The following is a 16,329-nucleotide window of genomic DNA, read 5'->3' as shown; positions in this document are numbered from 1 at the left end:
CCCGGGGGACAGGGCCGGCGTAGCTGGCCCTCGGGCCAGCGAAGCAATCGGACCCTCCCCGCTCTCCGAACCCCTCTCCCTTGACACGGGCTTTGACCTCGCCCCATCCGGGCGCCATGAGCGCCCTGCAACCCATCCGCGGCACCCGCGACCTCATCGGCGAGGAGATGCGCCGCCATCGCCACGTCGCCGAAACCGCCCGCCGCATCGCCGAACTCTGGGGCTTCGAGGAGTGGCAGACGCCGGTGATCGAGGACACCCGCGTCTTCACCCGCTCGCTCGGCGACACCTCCGACGTCGTCACCAAGGAGATGTACACCTTCGAGGATCGCGGCGGCGAAAGCATCACGCTCCGCCCCGAGAACACCGCCGGCGTGTGCCGGGCGCTCGTCTCCAACGGGCTGACCCAATCGCTGCCGCAGAAGGTGTTCTACGCGGGGCCGATGTTCCGCTACGAACGGCCGCAGAAAGGCCGCTACCGCCAGTTCCACCAGATCGGCATCGAGACCGTCGGCGCGGGTGAGCCGCTCGCGGACGCCGAGATCATCGCCTGCGGCCAGGCGATCCTGGAGTCGCTGGGCGTGGCCGAGGGCACCACGCTGGAGATCAATACGCTCGGCGACCGCGAAAGCCGCTCCGCCTATCGCGCCGCGTTGATCGCCTTCCTCTCCGCCCACGAGGGGCAGCTCTCCGAGGACAGCCGCGCGCGCCTGCACCGCAACCCGCTGCGCGTGCTCGACAGCAAGGACGAGACCGACCGCGCCATCGTCGCGGATGCGCCCGACATCTTCCCCTATCTCACCGGGACGGCGCGCGCGCACTGGGACGCCGTGCAGCGTCATCTTGGAGCCTTCGGCGTGACGTTCCGCGTGAACCCGCGGATCGTGCGCGGGCTCGACTACTACAGCCACACCGCCTTCGAGTTCGTCACCGACCGGCTCGGCGCCCAGGGCACGGTGATGGCCGGCGGCCGCTACGACGGGCTGGTCGAGGAGATGGGCGGCCCGCCCACGCCCGCGGTCGGCTGGGCGGCCGGCATCGAGCGCCTCGCCATGCTGGCCGGCGACGTGCCCCCGCCCGAACCGCCCATCGCCGTCATCCCCGTCGGCGAGGCGGCCGAGACCGCGGCGATCGGCATCCTCTGCGCGCTCCGCGCCGCCGGCATCCGCGCCGAGATGGCGTTCCGCGGCAATCTCAAGCGGCGGATGGAGCGGGCGAACAGGATCGGCGCGCGGGCCGCTGTCATCCTCGGCGAGAGCGAGCTTGCGTCGGGTGTGGCGCAGGTGAAGGACCTCGCGAGCGGCGAGCAGCATGCGGTGCCGATCGCCGACCTTCCCGCCCGCCTCAGACGATGAGCGAGAGCTTCGCCCTCCGGCTCGACCGCGTGCTGTCGCGCGCCGAGGAACTGCGTGCGAAGCTCGCCGAGGGCCTCGACGGCGCGGCCTATGTCGCGGCCTCGCGCGAGCTCGCCGAGATCGAGGCGGTGGCCGACCAGGTCGCGGCGCTCCGCCGCGCCGAGCGGGAGCTTGCGGATGCCCGCGCCATGGCGAGGGACGAGTCCGCCGATCCCGAGCTGCGCAAGATGGCTGAGGAGGAGGCCGAGGCGCTGGCGGCGCGCGTCGCCGCGCTCGATCACGCCGTGCGGATCGCCCTCCTGCCGCGCGACGAGGCCGACCGCCGCAACGCCATCCTCGAAGTGCGCGCCGGCACCGGCGGCGACGAGGCGGCGCTGTTCGCCGCCGACCTGTTCGCGATGTACCGGCGCTACGCCGAGAGCCGCGGCTGGCGCTTCGAGGTCCTCGATGTCTCCGAGAACGATCTCGGCGGCTATCGCGAGGCGGTGGCCGAGATCACCGGCACGGACGTGTTCGCGCGGCTGAAATACGAGAGCGGCGTGCACCGCGTCCAGCGCGTGCCGGTGACCGAGAGCCAGGGCCGCATCCACACCTCCACCGCCACCGTCGCGGTGCTGCCCGAGGCGGAGGAGGTCGATGTGCAGGTGAACGACGCGGATCTGCGCATCGACGTGTTCCGCGCCTCGGGCGCCGGTGGCCAGCACGTGAACAAGACCGAGAGCGCGGTGCGCATCACCCACCTGCCGACCGGCATCGTCGTCGCCTGCCAGGACGAGAAGAGCCAGCACAAGAACCGGGCGCGTGCGATGAAGATCCTGCGCGCCAAGCTCTACGAGCGCGAGCGCGAGGCGAAGGCCTCCGCGCGCTCCGATCTTCGCCGCAGCCAGGTCGGCACCGGCGACCGCTCCGAGCGCATCCGCACCTACAACGTGCCGCAGGGCCGCGTCACCGACCACCGCATCGGGCTGACGCTGCACAAGATCGACCGCATCCTCGCCGGCGAGCTCGACGAGCTGATCGATGCGCTGACCGCCGAGGACCAGGCGGCGCTGATGGCCGAAGGGGCGTGACGGACACGATCGGGTCGCTGCTCTGCGAGGCCGGAACGGTGCTGCGCGCGGCCGGCATCGAGGGGCCGCGGCGCGAGGCGCGGCTGCTGCTCGGCCATGTGCTCGGCCGCGCGCCGGGCCTGCTGACGATCGAGGCGCGCGATCCTGTCGGGGCTGCGGAGGCGGCGAGGTTCCGCGAACTGGTCGCGCGGCGCGCGGCGCATGTTCCGGCCGCGCATCTGGCCGGCACGCGCGGCTTCTGGACGCTCGACCTCATCGTGACGCCGGACGTGCTGATCCCGCGACCCGACAGCGAGACGCTGATCGAGGCCGCGCTCGCCGCCCTGCCGGATCGCCCGACGGTGCGCCGCGTGCTCGACCTCGGCACGGGGTCCGGGGCGCTGCTGCTCGCGGCACTCAGCGAGTTCCCCGCCGCAATCGGCCTCGGCGTCGATCGTTCGCCCGCCGCGCTCGCGGTCGCGCGCGCCAATGCCGCGCGGGCAGGGCTGGCGGATCGGGCACTGTTCGTCTGTGGCCACTGGTCGGCTGCACTCGACGGCGGGTTCGATCTCGTGCTGGCCAACCCGCCCTATGTTCCGAGCGGCGACATTGCCGGGCTCGAGCCCGAGGTACGAGAGCACGACCCCCGCGCCGCGCTCGATGGCGGCGTGGATGGCCTTGATGCCTACCGCGCGATCCTTGCGGATCTGCCCCGCATCCTGCTGCCCGATGGGGTGGCGGTGCTCGAACTCGGGGCAGGGCAGGGGGCTGATGTCAGCCGGTTGGCGGCGGCCCGCGGGCTCGGCGTCGGCGAATTGCGGCAGGATTTGGGCGGAATCCCGCGTGCTATTGTGCTCCGCCACGCGGAAAAAACGGTTGGCGAGCCGAGGATCGCGGACTAGGGTGCGGGCAAGCCCAGCGAGAGGGACGCGTCGCCGGATTGGCCCTGAACGGGCGCCGGCCTCATGGGCGGGCCGCCATGGGCGGTCTTGGGGCGCCCGGGCAGACCGGGCGGGGACGCTGCGGCAACAACGGCAGACGTGAAACGACATGAACCTTAAGCGCATGCGCGGGCGCGGCCATCACCAGGGCGGCCGCCATCAGCACCGGCATCAGCCGATGAATCGCAACCACGTGTTCGATTCCAATGGCCCGGATGTTCGTCTGCGGGGTACGGCGCAGCAGCTCTTCGAGAAGTATCTCCAGCTCGGCCGCGACGCCACCTCGGGTGGTGACCGCGTGATGGCGGAGAGCTACTTCCAGCACGCCGAGCACTACTTCCGCATCCTCAACGCGATGCAGCAGATGCAGGGCCAGCAGAACCCGCAGCCGCAGCAGCCGCGCCGCGGGCCGAACGGCTACGAGGGCGAGACGGATGTCGAAGCCGCGGTCGAGCAGGCCATGAACGGCCACGGCGAGGGCGCGAACGGTTCCGTCCAGTCGCTGCCCGGCGAGGGCGACCAGCCGAAGCCGATCGCCGGCGCCGAGTGACGCGCGGGGGAGGCCGCCTTGCGCCTCCCCGCTGCTTCAGATTGTCAGCGTGCCTGCCTTCGCCGCGGCGTAACGTTCGCCGATCTTTCCCCAGTCGAGCACGTTCCACCAGTTGCGCACGTATTCAGCGCGCCGGTTCTGGTAGCGCAGGTAGTAGGCGTGCTCCCAAACATCGTTGCCCATCAGGACCCGCTCGCCGTCCATCAGCGGGTTGTCCTGGTTCGGCCGCTGCACGACCGCAAGCCCGCCGTGCCGGTTCACGGTCACGAACGCCCAGCCTGATCCGAACACGCCCATCGAGGCGCGGTCGAAACGCTCACGGAACTGGGCGAATCCGCCGAAGTCGCGGGTGATGGCGGCGGCAAGCTCGCCGGACGGCTCGCCGCCCGGTCCTCCCATGATCACCCAGAACATCGAGTGGTTGGCGTGCCCGCCGCCGTTGTTGCGGATCGCGGTGCGGACCGCCTCCGGCATCTCGCCCAGCCGCATCAGGATCTGGTCGAGCGGCATGGCCGCGATCCGGCTGTGATCGGCGACCGCGGCGTTGAGCCCGTTCACCTGGCCGCCATGATGGAAGCGGTAATGGATCTCCATCGTGCGGGCGTCGATCGCCGCCTCGTTGGCGTCATAGGCGTAGGGCAGGGGCGGCAGGGTGAAGGGTCCGGTCGGTTGGGCGAGGGCGACCCGCAGCGACGGCGCGAGCGCCGCCGCCGCGAGCCCTGCGCCGAGTCGGAACATGGCGCGTCGTGGGACAGTCATGGCTTGGCGTCCTCCTCCGATTGAAGCGGGGCTGGTGCGCTCCCGCCACGCTCTATCTGGGTATTCGCCATCGCCGTGCCAGCGGCCGACTCGTCGGCGCATCGGCCGGGCACAGCCGTGGTTGGCGCCCGCACCGGGTCTGCATCCGGTGCTCGCGAGGCATTCCGACATGGCATCTCGATGCGGCAACGATTTGCCGAACGCGCCGGCTTTACAATCGCGCCGCCGCGTCGGCGAATGGAGATGCCGGATCGTGGGAGATGTTCGTCAGCCGAGCTGCACACTGCGGGTGAAGGTGATGGATCAGCGGCGCGGCGGAGGCTCTTCAATAATCACCTCATTATTCTCTTTGTTGTCGGCTGACCGTCCAGTAAACGGGTTGGGTGGATATTTTGCTTCAGCCGGCGGTACCGGCGTTCCGAGCCCTCAACCCCTTGGCGCTCATGGGTTTTTCCGTCCCCGATGATCGGGAGGGAGATTGACGGAAATACTGGCGACTCACCCGCGTTTGCACTATGGAGCGAATCCGGTGGCGACGCGCCCGCGCCACGACGCCGCATAGCGCGGCACTCCGGCCAGGGGGCCTGCCGGACCCATGACAGACGGGTGTCGAAGGGAAACAGCCAGCATGGATCGCGATCTCGAGGCCCCCGAAGCCGAACCTCCATCCAGCGTGGCGTCCGCGCGGGCCAGCGCGGGCGCCCTCGACAGGCCGGTCTTTGCCGCCACGGTGAAGGAGCGCGAGCGTGGCGCCGCGTTCCCGCAATCGGCGCGCGCGCGCGCGTTCCGCCGGCGCTTCTGGCCCGACGCCACGGCCGCGGAGTGGAACGACTGGCGCTGGCAGCTCCAGCACCGCATCCGCGACCTGCGGGGCCTCGCCCGTGTGATCCGCCTCTCGCCGGACGAGGAGAGCGCGGTCGCGCGCCACACCGGCCCGCTGCCGGTCGGCATCACGCCCTACTACGCCAGCCTGCTCGACGAGCACGACGCCACGCAGGGGCTGCGCCGCACGCATATCCCGGTGAACGGCGAATACTTGCGCGTGCCGGGCGAAGCCGACGACCCGCTCGGCGAGGATCATGACGCTGCCGTGCCGGGTCTCGTGCACCGCTATCCCGACCGCGTGCTGTTCCTCGCCACCGGCTTCTGTTCGACCTATTGCCGCTACTGCACCCGCAGCCGCATGGTCGGCGGGGGCGGCGAGTACACGTTCAGCACGACGCAGTGGCAGCGCGCGATCGACTACATCGCCGCCCACCCCCAGATCCGCGACGTGCTGCTCTCGGGCGGCGATCCGCTCACCATCGCCACCGAGAAGCTGGAGTGGCTGCTCTCGCGCCTGCGCGCGATCCCGCATGTCGAGTTCCTGCGCATCGGCACCAAGGTGCCCGTGGTGCTGCCGCAGCGGATCACGCGCGATCTCACGCGGATGCTGCGCCGCTACCACCCGCTCTGGATGTCGATCCATTTCACGCACCCCGACGAGCTCACGCCCGAGGTGGCCGAGGCGACCGCGCGCCTTGCGGATGCCGGCATCCCGCTCGGCAGCCAGACGGTGCTGCTGAAGGGCGTGAACGACGAGATCGGCACGATGCGCGCGCTGATGCACGGGCTGCTGAAGCTGCGCGTGCGGCCCTACTACCTCTACCAGTGCGATCCGATCTCGGGCTCGGCGCATTTCCGCACGCCGGTCGAGAAGGGCATCGAGATCATCGAGGGGCTGCGCGGCCACACCACCGGCTACGCGGTGCCGCATTTCGTCGTCGATGCGCCGGGCGGTGGCGGCAAGATCCCCCTGCTGCCGGACTATCTGGTCGGCCGGGACGGCGAGGATCTGCTGCTGCGCAACTTCGAACGCGGCGTCTATCGCTACACCGATCCGGGAGGGGGGCTCGGCGCCGATCGCGTCGTGCCGCCGGATGTCGCGGCGCGGGCGAAGGGGGTGCCCCATGCCTGACGGCGGCATGGCGCGGCGCCTGCGCGTCGGCTTCACCTACGATCTGCGCGACGCCTGGCTCGCCGAGGGGCTGAGCGAGGAGGAGACGGCCGAGTTCGACAGCGCCGGCACGATCGATGCGATCGGCGATCATCTCACCGCCCGCGGCTTCGCGGTCGAGCGCATCGGCCATCACCGCGCGCTGGTCGCCCGCCTCGCGGCCGGCGAGCGGTGGGATCTCGTGTTCAACATCTGCGAGGGGCTGGCCGGCTTCGGCCGCGAGTCGCTCGTGCCGGCGCTCTGCGAGTCCTACGGCATTCCCTGCGTGTTCTCCGACAGCCTCGTGCTCGCGCTCTGCCTGCACAAGGGCCACACCAAGCGTGTGGTGCGGGATGCAGGCGTGCCGACCGCGCCCTTCGCCGTGATCGAGCAGCCGCGCGACGCGGCGGCGATCGACCTGCCGTTTCCGCTCTTCGCCAAGCCGATCGCCGAGGGCACCGGCAAGGGCGTCGAGAGTGCCAGCCGCTGCACGACCCGGACGGCGCTCGCCCGCACCTGCCGCGACCTGCTCGCGCGCTTCCGCCAGCCTGTCCTGGTCGAGACCTATCTTCCGGGCCGCGAGTTCACCGTCGGCATCGTCGGCACCGGGGCGGAGGCGCAGGCGATCGCGGCGATGGAGGTGCGGCTGAACGCGACCGCGCATGGCGGCGTGTACGGGCTCGCGACCAAGGAGGACTGGCACGGCCGGGTCGATTACGCGATCGCGACGGACGCGACGGCGCGCGCGGCCGAGCAGGTTGCGCTGGCGGCATGGCGCGCGCTCGGCTGCCGTGACGGCGGGCGGATCGATCTGCGCTGCGATGCCGCGGGCGTTCCGCAGTTTCTCGAGGTCAACCCGCTTGCAGGACTCAATCCGACGCATTCCGACCTGCCGATCCTCACGCGCCTCGCGGGATACGATTTCGCATGGCTGATGGACCGGATTCTCGACTCGGCGCTGGCCCGCACCGGACTCTGGCAGCGGACGCGCGTCGCGGCGTGATCCTGCATCAGGCGGTGCCGCCCGATGCACCGCCCGACGAGCAGGACGTGCTGGAGCAGGTCGGCGCGGTCGAGGCTGCACTGATCGAGGCGGGCTGGCGCACGCGTCGGCTGGCTGCGGGGCTCGACCTTGCCGCCGTTGCTGGCGCGCTCGCGGATGATCGGCCCGATCTGGTGATCAACCTGGTCGAGAGCCTGACGGTCGGTCGTGCAGCCGGCGTGATGGCGCCGACCGCCGCCGCGCTGCTCGAGAGTCTTGGCCTCGCCTTCACCGGCAATACCGCCGCCGCGCTCGCCTTGACCGCCGACAAGCTCGCGACCAAGCGCGTGCTGCGCGCCACCGGGATCGCGACGCCGCCATGGATCGAGCGTGACGGCGCCGGCATCCCCGGCCCTCTGATCATCAAGCACGCAACCGAGCATGCCTCGTTCGCGATCGGACCTGACAGCGTGGTGGCGAATGCTGATGCGGCGCGCGCGCTGATGCGCGCGCGCGCGGCGGAGCACGGTGGACGCTGGTTCGCCGAAGCCTTCATCGACGGGCGCGAGTTCAATCTCTCGGCGATCGACGACGGCGCAGGCGGGTGCATCGTCCTGCCCGCTGCCGAGCAGGTGTTCGATCCCCGCTGGCCCGAAGGCCGCCCGCGCATCGTCGACTGGGCGAGCAAATGGGACCCGACCGATCCGATCTATCCCTATGCCACGCGCTCCTTCGATCTGCGCCACGACGATGGGCCGCTGGTCGAGCGCATGGCGGCGCTGGTGCGCCGGGTATGGGAGGTGTGCGGCCTCGCCGGCTATGCACGGGTCGATCTGCGTGTGGATCGATCAGGCGAGCCCTGGGTGCTGGAGGTGAATGCCAATCCCTGCCTCACGCCGGGCATGGGCCTTGCCGCGACCGCGGAGCGCGCGGGGATGTCGTTCAGGGACCTGGTCGGGCGGATCGCTGCCGCCGCGCTCGCTGAGCCGACCATCGTGACGCCTCCGGGTTCCGCGCCGTCGAGTGCTCGACCCTCGCGCCCGGTCACGGCGCATCCGCCCCTCCGCACGACTCTGGTCGCCGGCGACCCGGAGCGGATCGCGGCACTCTGCGCCGCGACCGGGGTCTTCACCGAGGCGGAGGTCGCGGTCGCACGCGAACTCGCCGAGGACCGCCTCGCGCAGGGTGATGCCTCGTCCTACCGCTTCGTGCTTGCCGAACAACGGCATGGCGTGCTGGTCGGCTATGCGTGCTACGGGCCGACCCCCTGCACCGAAAGCGCCTGGGATCTCTACTGGATTGTCGTCCACCCCGCGGCACAGGGCGGCGGGATCGGCCGGACGCTGCTCGACCGGGTGACGGAGGCGGTGCGTCTCGAGGGCGGCACGGCCCTCTACGCCGAAACCGCCGGCAAGCCGGCCTATGCGCCGACGCGCGCTTTCTACGCCCGCACGGGGTTCCGCGCGGTCGCGACCGTGCCCGACTTCTACGCCCGCGGTGACGCGAAACTGATCCTGCTGCGCCCCCTTGACTGACCTTCGCTGTGCTAGACTGACGATGTTGGCGGTTTGACCGGCGTCACGGCTGGCTCGACCGACGCACGAGCCGATGCCGGTTCGATCCCCCGACGCGACGGATGCCGGGCTGGGCGAGCCCGGCCTCGACACGGCGAAGGGAGCAAGGCCCATGGCGCACGCGACCGCGAACCAGCACGCGATTCCGGCGAGCGGCGAACCCGCTGTCCGGCACATCACGCTCGTTGATCTGCGCGAGGTGCTCGCGAAGGGCTGGGACGATTTCCTCGCCATCCCGACCCAGCTCATCTTCCTTGGCGTGATCTATCCGGTGGTCGGTCTGATCGCGGCGCGTGTCGCCACCGGCAGCCTGCTGCCGCTGCTGTTTCCGTTGCTTGCGGGGCTGTCGCTGCTCGGCCCGGTGGTTGCCCTCGGGCTCTACGAGATCAGCCGCCGGCGCGAGCGCGGCGAGCCCGCCTCGGCCGCGCATGCGCTGTCGGTCCTGCGCTCGCCCTCCATCACGGCGATCGCGCTGCTCGGCGCGATGCTGTTCGGCCTCTTCGTCGCCTGGATCATCGCCGCGCGGCTGATCTACGTCGCGACCATCGGTGATGGGGCGCATGGCGAGACGATCGGCGCGCTGCTGACCGCCGCGTTCACCACCCGCGAGGGCTGGATGCTGATCGTGATCGGCAACGGCGTCGGGCTGATCTTCGCGGTGCTGGTCCTGACGCTGACGGTCGTCTCGTTCCCGCTGCTGCTCGACCGGCCGGTCGATCCGATGATCGCGGTGCGAACCTCGGTGCGCGCGGTCATGACGAACCCCGTGCCGATGCTGGCCTGGGGCCTGATCGTCGCGGTGCTGCTGGTGGCGGGAGCGCTGCCGCTACTGATCGGGCTCGCGGTGGTGGTGCCGGTGCTCGGCCACGCGACGTGGCATCTCTATCGCCGCGTGGTCGCCTGGTAGCTGCGGCCAGGCATCGCCGGGCGGCAGGAAGGAACAGCGCCGCCGCCCGGGTGCAGGGTGGGGATGGTGCGTCATGGCGCGCGGGCGCTATCGCCCGGCGTCACGTCACCATCCCGAGCCGGCGCCCGAGGTCGCGGTAGAGCCGCACCTGCTCGCCAATATAGGCCTTCGCCGCCGCCCCGTCGGTGATCCAGGGCACCGAGCCGACGCGTTTGGTCGCCGCGATCCAGCCCTCGTCCTTCGCGAGCGCGCCCATGACCTCGCGCCAGCGCTGCGTCACCGTCGCCGGCAGGCCGGGCGGACCCGCGAGCGCATCCCAACCCACGATCGCCTCGAGGGCGGGGTACCCAGCCTCGCGCACCGTCGGCACATCCGGGATCGAGGGGAAGCGCTCGGTGGTCGTGACGGCGAGGGCGCGCACCCGTCCGCCCGCGATCGCGCCGGCGGCCTCGCTCAGGTTCTGGCCGACCAGTTGGACCTGCCCGCCGAGCAGGGCGGTCGCGACCTCGCCGCCGCCGCGGAACGGCACCTCGACCGTCGCGTCCGGTGCGAGCCCCGCCTGGAGCAGGAGATAGCGCACGCCGAGATTGAGGATCGTGCTCGGCCCCGAACTGCCGTGGTTCAGCGCGCCCGGACGGCGGCGGATCTCCTCCACCAGATCGCCGAGCGTGCGCCAGGGCGCGTCCTCGCGCACCACGAACACATAAGGATTGATGTCCACCATGCCGAGGAAGGTGAACTCGTCCCACGCGTATTGCGCAGACGGATCGATCGCCGGCACGATCGCCGAGGAGGCGATCCGCGCCATCAGCAGCGTCTGCCCGTCGGGCGCGGCGCGGCGCACATGCAGCGTGCCGATCATGCCCGAGGCGCCGGTGCGGTTCTCCACCACGATCGGTTGGCCGAGATGCTTGTCGGCGTGCGCGGCGAAGGTGCGCGCGGCGACATCCGAGGCGCCGCCGGCGCCGAACGGCGCGACCAGCACCACCGGCCGATCGGGGTAACGGCTCTGCCCGGCCGCGGGGGCGACGAGGGGAACGGCGAGGCTGGCGCCAATCAGGGCGCGGCGTGAGACAGGCATCGGACGATCTCCCCGGGTGTTCGTTGGCCCGATGATCCCCGCCGCACCGTGACCGCGTCAACGCCTGCGCGCCAGTGCGAGGCGCTTCGGCGCATCCTCCGTCCGATGCGGCGCGAACCGTGCGAGCACATCCTCCGGCCACGCGGCGACGCGCCGCTTTGCAAGATCGACGCAGAGATACAGAACCTCGTTCTCCGCCGAGAGCCATCCCTCCTCGGCGTGGTACAGGCGATGGCGGATCAGCAGCCGTTTGGCATCGAACGCCAGCACCGCGCTGTCGGCGGAGAGCGGCGTATCGAGCACCACCTCCCGCTCATAGGCCTGCCAGGATTCCGCGGCGAAGGTGCCGAGCCCGCGTGCCCGAAAGGACGCACCGAGGTTCAGCGCCGGCCAGAGCCGGTCGGTCGCGAGATCGAAGGCGACCAGGTAGTAGGCGAGGTTCATGTGGCCGTAGTGGTCCACCCACTCGGGGCGGACCCGGCAGAGCACCTCGGTGTCGTGTCCGTCGTCCTGCATCGTGCCGTTCACCCTCGCCTCCCGGTGGGGCGGCTGGCCGCTGTGTCTCGCACTGCGCGCGCACGCATCAAGGCCTCTGGCCTGCGCCACACCCCCAACCTAAGGTGCGCCGCCCCGCACCGCACCGGAGAGAGACCCGATGCCGAGACAGCCCCTTCGCCGCCGCACGCTCCTCGCCGCTCCTGCGCTCGCGCTTGCGATGCCGGCCCGCGCGCGGACCTGGCCGACCCGGCCGGTGCGCCTGATCGTGCCCTTCGCGCCTGGCGGCGGCACCGATGTGACGACCCGGCTCTGGGCGCCGAAGGTTTCGGAGATCCTCGGCCAGCCGGTGGTGGTGGAGAACCGGGCCGGGGCGGGCGGCGTGATCGGCGTGGATTTCGTCTCCAAGCAGGTGCCGACCGGCGACGTGGTCGGCATGGCCACGCTCTCGCAGATCGGCCTCGCCCCCGGTCTGCCCCAGCCTCTGCCGTTCGATCCGGTGCGCGACCTCACGCCGATCGCGCCGACCGTGTTCGTGCCGGTCGGGCTCGGTGTCACGCGCCGCGGGCTCGCGGTGGACACGGCGCAGGAGTTCATCGCGCTTCTTCGGAACAATCCGGGGAAGTACCAGTACGGCTCGGCCGGCGTCGGCACATCGGGCCACATCGCCTGCGCCACATTCGCGAAGGCCATCGGCGCGGATGTCGTGCATGTGCCCTATCGTGGCTCAGGTCCGGTGTTCGCAGCCCTCGCCGCCGGCGAGGTGCACTACACCTTCGACATCGCGAGCCTGCTGAAGCCGCTCGAGGAAGCGGGCACGGCGAAGATCCTGTTCATGGCGACGGACGAGCGCTCCTCGCTCGTCCCCGAGGTGCCGACGGCGCGCGAGGTCGGCCTGCCCGACTACAAGGCGTATTCCTGGTACGGCGTGTTCGGCCCCGCCGGATTGCCGCGCGAGATCGTCGTGCGCATGGCGGCGGCGGTGGAGCAGGCGCTGTCGGACCCGACCATCCAGGCACGCTTCGAGCAGATGGGCACACCGGCGATGCGTGGCTACACGCCCGAACGCTTTGCCGAGTTCGTGCGCACCGAGAACGCCACCTGGGCGCCCTTGGTGCGGAGCCTCGGCATCACCGAATAGCCGCGGCAGCACGGCCTCCTTCGGGCATGCTACCAGTGCGGCGATGATCCGCATCCGCCGCATCGCCGACGACGCCGCGCGCATCGACCGGGACGCCATCGAGGCAGCGGTCAAGCTCCTGCGCGCGGCCTTCCCGGCGGCGCGCGCCGGCGAGTTCGAGACGCTCGCCCCCCTGCTGCGCCGGGGCGGTCCCGAGCACGTCCGGCCGTTCCTGCTGGTGGCCGAGAACGGCATGGGGCGCGTGCGGGGCGCGGCGATCCTCTGGCACATGCCCGATGTGGGCGTCCTCTGGCTCGACTACATCGCGGGCGCCGAGGGCGCGCGGGGCGCGGGGGTGGGAGGCGCGCTCTATCAGCGCGCGCGCGAACTCGCCACCGGTCTGAACGCCTCGGTCCTGCTCTGCGAATGCCTGCCCGACGATCCGAAGGTGGTCACCGATCCCGCGCTGCGCGCGGCGAATGCGCGACGGCTGCGCTTCTACGCGCAGTTCGGCGCGCGCCCGCTCGCCGGCACCGATTACGAGTTGCCGATTCCGGGCGAGACCGGGCCGATGCCGCCGCTGCTGGTGGTCGACCTGCTCGACCGGCGCGATGCCTGGCCGCGCGAGGAGGCGCGCGCCGCCATCCGCGCGGTGCTGACCCGCAAGTACGGACGGGTCTGCTCGCCGGGCTACATCGAGCGCGTGATCGAAAGCGTGCGCGACGATCCGGTGCGGTTGCGCGAGGTCCCTCGGCCGGCGCGCGCCCTGCCGGCCCCGCGCCTGTCCCCCGGGCCGGCGATGACGCTGGTCGTCAACGACCGCCACGACATCCACCATGTGCGCGAGCGCGGCTATGTCGAGGCGCCGGTGCGTGTGCGCGAGATCCTCGAGCACCTGCCGCGCGCGGTGCCGCTGCGCAACCTGCCGGCCCGTGCCTTTTCGGATGGTGCGATCACCGCGGTGCACGACCGCAGCCTCGTCTCCTATCTGCGTGCCGCCTGTGCCGAAGTGGGCGAGGGCAGGGCGGTCTATCCGTATGTGTTCCCGATCCGCAACGCGACGCGACCGCCCAAGGATCTGGCGCTCCGTGCCGGGTATTTCTGCATCGACACGTTCACGCCGATCACCGGCAACGCCTGGAAAGCCGCCCGCCACGCCGTCGATTGCGCGCTCACTGCCGCCGAGGCGGTGCTGGCCGGTGAACGGCTCGCCTATGCGCTCGTCCGTCCGCCCGGCCATCACGCCGAACGCCGTGCCTTCGGCGGATTCTGCTACTTCAACAACGCTGCGATCGCGGCGGAACTGCTCAGCCGGTTCGGACGTTGCGTGGTGCTGGATATCGACTACCACCACGGCAACGGCACGCAGGACATCTTCTATGCGCGGGCGGATGTGCTGACGATCTCGATCCACGGCGACCCGGCAATCGCCTACCCCTATTTCTCCGGCTTCCGCGACGAGCGCGGCGAGGGGGGCGGCGCGGGCTTCAACCTCAACCTGCCGCTGCCCGAGGCCGCAACCCCCGCCCAGTTCGCCGAGGCGCTGGAGACCGCGTGCCGGCGGATCCTGCGCTACGATCCGCGCTTCCTGGTGATCGCGGCCGGGTTCGACACCGCTGCCGGCGATCCGACCGGGTCGTGGCGCCACCGCGCTGCCGATTTCCACCGCATCGGCGCCCGCCTCGCAGCGCTGAATCTGCCGACGCTGGTGGTGCAGGAGGGTGGCTACCGCACGCGCACCCTCGGCGCCAACGCGGCCGCCTTCTTCGCCGGCCTCTGGAGCGGGCGGTCATGACCACGCCGCAGCTCATGATCCTGGGTCTGCTGGCCGGCGTGATCGCGGCCATGGCCTCGGGGCGCGTGCGGCCGGACCTCGCGGCACTGTCCGCCCTTCTGCTTGCTGTGGCGCTCGGGCTCGTGCCGGCGACCGATGCCTTCGCGGGCTTCGGCGCGCCGGCCGTCGTCACCGTCGCTGCAGCGCTCGTGCTCTCGCGCGCGGTGGAGGAGACGGGCCTGGTGCAGGGCCTTGCCGACCGTCTGCTGCCGGCCGGCAGCGGGGCGATGATGGCGATCCTGGTGCTGGGCGGAATCGGCGCCGCGGCCTCGGCCTTCATCAACAACGTCGCCGCGCTGAGCCTGCTGATCCCCGCGGCGATGCGGATCTGCCGGCGCGACGGGATCGCGCCCGGCGCGCTGCTGATGCCGCTCTCCTTCGCCACCATGCTCGGCGGCATGACCACGCTGATCGGCACGCCGCCGAATGTCATCGTCTCGGATGCGCGCGCCGGCGCCGAACTCGGCCCCTTCACCTTCTTCGCCTTCGCGACCGCCGGGCTTCCGGTCGCACTCGCGGGGCTCGCCTATCTCGCGCTGATCGGCTGGCGGCTCGCCCCCAAGCGCGAGGGCTCGACCGAGGACGTGCGCGACATCGCGCCCTACGTGGTCGAAGTGTCGGTGCAGAAGGAGGGCAGGGCCGACGGGATGACGGTACAGGACCTCGACGAGGCGCTCTCCGACTACGACGGCCAGGTGCTTGCGCTGATCGGCGCAGGCGACCGCACGCGCGTGCCGCACGGCTCGACCGTGCTGCGCGCGGGCGACCGGCTGCTGCTGGAAGCCGAGGCCGAAGCGCTGGGACCGGGGCTCGAAACGCTCGGCTTGGCACTCGCGGAGAAGGCGACCAAGAGCAGCGGGCTTGTGGTGGCCGAGGTCGTGGTGACTGCGGATTCCCGGCTGGTCGGCCGCAATGCTGCCTCGATCCGGCTGCGCGACATCTGGGGTGTCAATCTGGTCGGCCTGTCGCGGCACGGCACCGTGCGCCGGCAGTCGCTGGCGCGCCTCCGGATCGAGCCGGGCGATGTGCTGCTTTTGCAGGGGCGCGAGGAGACGCTCGGGGCGTTCCAGAGTGCCACCGGCCTGCTGCCGCTCGCACCGCGCAGCCTGGCGATGGCCTCCGAGCGCACGCTGCGCGCCGTGCTCCCGCTGGCGGCAGGGGTGACGATCGCCGCCGCCGGAATCGCTCCGGCGCCGGTGGCGCTCGCCGCGGCAGCGGCGGTGGCGGTGGCGCTCGGCGCGGTCACCGCGCGCGCGGCCTACAGTGCGATCGACTGGCCGGTACTGGTGGTGCTCGGCGCGATGATGCCGGTCGCGCAGGCGATGGAAACCACCGGGGCGGCCGACGCGGTCGTGACGCTCACCTTCGACACGATCGGCACCCCGGTGCTGCCCGTGGCGCTCGCGGTGCTGATGGCGCTGACCATGACGCTGTCGGACGTGATGAACAACGCGGCGACCGCGGCGGTGATGGCGCCGGTGGCGATCGGGCTTGCGCGCGCGCTCGACGCGCCGATCGATCCGTTCCTGCTGGCGACCGCGATCGGCGCCTCCTCGGCCTTCCTCACACCGATCGGGCACCAGAACAATCTGCTGGTCATGGGGCCGGGCGGCTATCGCTTCGCCGATTACTGGCGCGTCGGCCTGCCGCTCGAGCTGGTGGCGCTCGCGGTCGCCACGCCGATTCTCACGGCGATGGCGGCGTAGC

Annotated in this window: 14 protein-coding genes; 11 read left to right on the top strand and 3 right to left on the bottom strand. The window is 71.3% G+C overall.

All coding sequences use genetic code 11. From position 1 onward, the window contains the following. Positions 1 to 116 precede the first annotated feature (116 nt). From hisS to F563_RS21910, 4 genes are all read left to right on the top strand, one after another. The gene (hisS, locus tag F563_RS0107265; protein ID WP_019013994.1) at positions 117 to 1,355 is read left to right on the top strand and encodes a histidine--tRNA ligase; all 1,239 of its coding nucleotides are present in this window, start codon (positions 117 to 119) and stop codon (positions 1,353 to 1,355) included. After that, a complete protein-coding gene (prfA, locus tag F563_RS0107260) occupies positions 1,352 to 2,425 on the top strand; it encodes a peptide chain release factor 1 (protein ID WP_019013993.1) in 1,074 nt (357 codons plus the stop codon). Before hisS ends, prfA begins: the two co-directional genes overlap by 4 nt. Continuing rightward, positions 2,422 to 3,306 carry a peptide chain release factor N(5)-glutamine methyltransferase gene (prmC, locus tag F563_RS0107255; protein ID WP_019013992.1) on the top strand — a complete coding sequence of 295 codons (885 nt, stop codon included), beginning with the start codon at positions 2,422 to 2,424 and terminating at the stop codon, positions 3,304 to 3,306. Before prfA ends, prmC begins: the two co-directional genes overlap by 4 nt. A 148-nt stretch (positions 3,307 to 3,454) precedes the next feature. Next, positions 3,455 to 3,895, top strand: coding sequence for a DUF4167 domain-containing protein (locus tag F563_RS21910; protein ID WP_084596427.1), 441 nt, complete (start codon positions 3,455 to 3,457; stop codon positions 3,893 to 3,895). Positions 3,896 to 3,931: 36 nt separating this feature from the next. Here the strand turns inward: F563_RS21910 and F563_RS0107245 are convergent, their stop codons facing one another. Next, positions 3,932 to 4,654, bottom strand: coding sequence for a superoxide dismutase (locus tag F563_RS0107245; protein ID WP_245557109.1), 723 nt, complete (start codon positions 4,652 to 4,654; stop codon positions 3,932 to 3,934). A gap of 628 nt (positions 4,655 to 5,282) precedes the next feature. Here F563_RS0107245 and F563_RS21905 point away from each other — a divergent pair. From F563_RS21905 to F563_RS0107220, 4 genes are all read left to right on the top strand, one after another. Further along, entirely contained in the window at positions 5,283 to 6,611 is a 1,329-nt protein-coding gene (locus tag F563_RS21905; RefSeq protein WP_019013989.1) for a KamA family radical SAM protein, read from the top strand. Beyond that, complete coding sequence (locus tag F563_RS0107235) at positions 6,604 to 7,632, top strand: D-alanine--D-alanine ligase family protein (protein ID WP_019013988.1); 1,029 nt, start codon at positions 6,604 to 6,606, stop codon at positions 7,630 to 7,632. The genes F563_RS21905 and F563_RS0107235 overlap by 8 nt, the downstream gene beginning before the upstream one ends. Continuing rightward, positions 7,629 to 9,146: a GNAT family N-acetyltransferase gene (locus F563_RS25100; protein ID WP_019013987.1), complete on the top strand. Its 1,518-nt coding sequence runs from the start codon at positions 7,629 to 7,631 to the stop codon at positions 9,144 to 9,146. Before F563_RS0107235 ends, F563_RS25100 begins: the two co-directional genes overlap by 4 nt. Before the next feature lie 73 nt (positions 9,147 to 9,219). Continuing rightward, the gene (locus tag F563_RS0107220) at positions 9,220 to 10,092 is read left to right on the top strand and encodes a DUF2189 domain-containing protein (RefSeq protein ID WP_245557108.1); all 873 of its coding nucleotides are present in this window, start codon (positions 9,220 to 9,222) and stop codon (positions 10,090 to 10,092) included. A gap of 100 nt (positions 10,093 to 10,192) precedes the next feature. On the opposite strand, the gene F563_RS0107215 is transcribed toward F563_RS0107220, so the two are convergent. Next, complete coding sequence (locus F563_RS0107215; RefSeq protein WP_019013985.1) at positions 10,193 to 11,173, bottom strand: Bug family tripartite tricarboxylate transporter substrate binding protein; 981 nt, start codon at positions 11,171 to 11,173, stop codon at positions 10,193 to 10,195. 57 nt (positions 11,174 to 11,230) lie between these two features. After that, on the bottom strand, positions 11,231 to 11,701 hold the full coding sequence (locus F563_RS21895; protein WP_019013984.1) for an acyl-CoA thioesterase: 471 nt from the start codon (positions 11,699 to 11,701) through the stop codon (positions 11,231 to 11,233). 127 nt (positions 11,702 to 11,828) lie between these two features. Here F563_RS21895 and F563_RS0107205 point away from each other — a divergent pair, with 127 nt between their 5' ends. From F563_RS0107205 to F563_RS0107195, 3 genes are read left to right on the top strand one after another with little or no spacing between them, the layout of a single operon-like run. Then, entirely contained in the window at positions 11,829 to 12,809 is a 981-nt protein-coding gene (locus tag F563_RS0107205; protein WP_019013983.1) for a Bug family tripartite tricarboxylate transporter substrate binding protein, read from the top strand. Between the two features lie 43 nt (positions 12,810 to 12,852). Continuing rightward, positions 12,853 to 14,583 carry a histone deacetylase family protein gene (locus F563_RS0107200; protein WP_019013982.1) on the top strand — a complete coding sequence of 577 codons (1,731 nt, stop codon included), beginning with the start codon at positions 12,853 to 12,855 and terminating at the stop codon, positions 14,581 to 14,583. Next, entirely contained in the window at positions 14,580 to 16,328 is a 1,749-nt protein-coding gene (locus tag F563_RS0107195) for an SLC13 family permease (protein WP_019013981.1), read from the top strand. The genes F563_RS0107200 and F563_RS0107195 overlap by 4 nt, the downstream gene beginning before the upstream one ends. Position 16,329: the final 1 nt, after the last annotated feature.

Origin of the sequence: Elioraea tepidiphila DSM 17972 (assembly GCF_000378465.1) — a bacterium.
In the GTDB taxonomy this organism is placed as follows: domain Bacteria; phylum Pseudomonadota; class Alphaproteobacteria; order Acetobacterales; family Acetobacteraceae; genus Elioraea; species Elioraea tepidiphila.
This window is presented reverse-complemented; position numbering and strand designations above follow the sequence as displayed.

Excerpts from the sequence above, each read along its gene's own strand:
- F563_RS0107245 (WP_245557109.1), bottom strand. The coding sequence starts at position 4,654 with ATGACTGTCCCACGACGCGCCATGTTCCGACTCGGCGCAGGGCTCGCG.
- F563_RS0107215 (WP_019013985.1), bottom strand. The coding sequence starts at position 11,173 with ATGCCTGTCTCACGCCGCGCCCTGATTGGCGCCAGCCTCGCCGTTCCC.
- hisS (WP_019013994.1), top strand. The coding sequence starts at position 117 with ATGAGCGCCCTGCAACCCATCCGCGGCACCCGCGACCTCATCGGCGAG.
- F563_RS21910 (WP_084596427.1), top strand. The coding sequence starts at position 3,455 with ATGAACCTTAAGCGCATGCGCGGGCGCGGCCATCACCAGGGCGGCCGC.
- F563_RS0107205 (WP_019013983.1), top strand. The coding sequence starts at position 11,829 with ATGCCGAGACAGCCCCTTCGCCGCCGCACGCTCCTCGCCGCTCCTGCG.
- F563_RS0107200 (WP_019013982.1), top strand. The coding sequence starts at position 12,853 with ATGATCCGCATCCGCCGCATCGCCGACGACGCCGCGCGCATCGACCGG.
- F563_RS0107195 (WP_019013981.1), top strand. The coding sequence starts at position 14,580 with ATGACCACGCCGCAGCTCATGATCCTGGGTCTGCTGGCCGGCGTGATC.
- F563_RS21905 (WP_019013989.1), top strand. The coding sequence starts at position 5,283 with ATGGATCGCGATCTCGAGGCCCCCGAAGCCGAACCTCCATCCAGCGTG.
- F563_RS0107220 (WP_245557108.1), top strand. The coding sequence starts at position 9,220 with ATGCCGGTTCGATCCCCCGACGCGACGGATGCCGGGCTGGGCGAGCCC.
- prfA (WP_019013993.1), top strand. The coding sequence starts at position 1,352 with ATGAGCGAGAGCTTCGCCCTCCGGCTCGACCGCGTGCTGTCGCGCGCC.
- F563_RS0107235 (WP_019013988.1), top strand. The coding sequence starts at position 6,604 with ATGCCTGACGGCGGCATGGCGCGGCGCCTGCGCGTCGGCTTCACCTAC.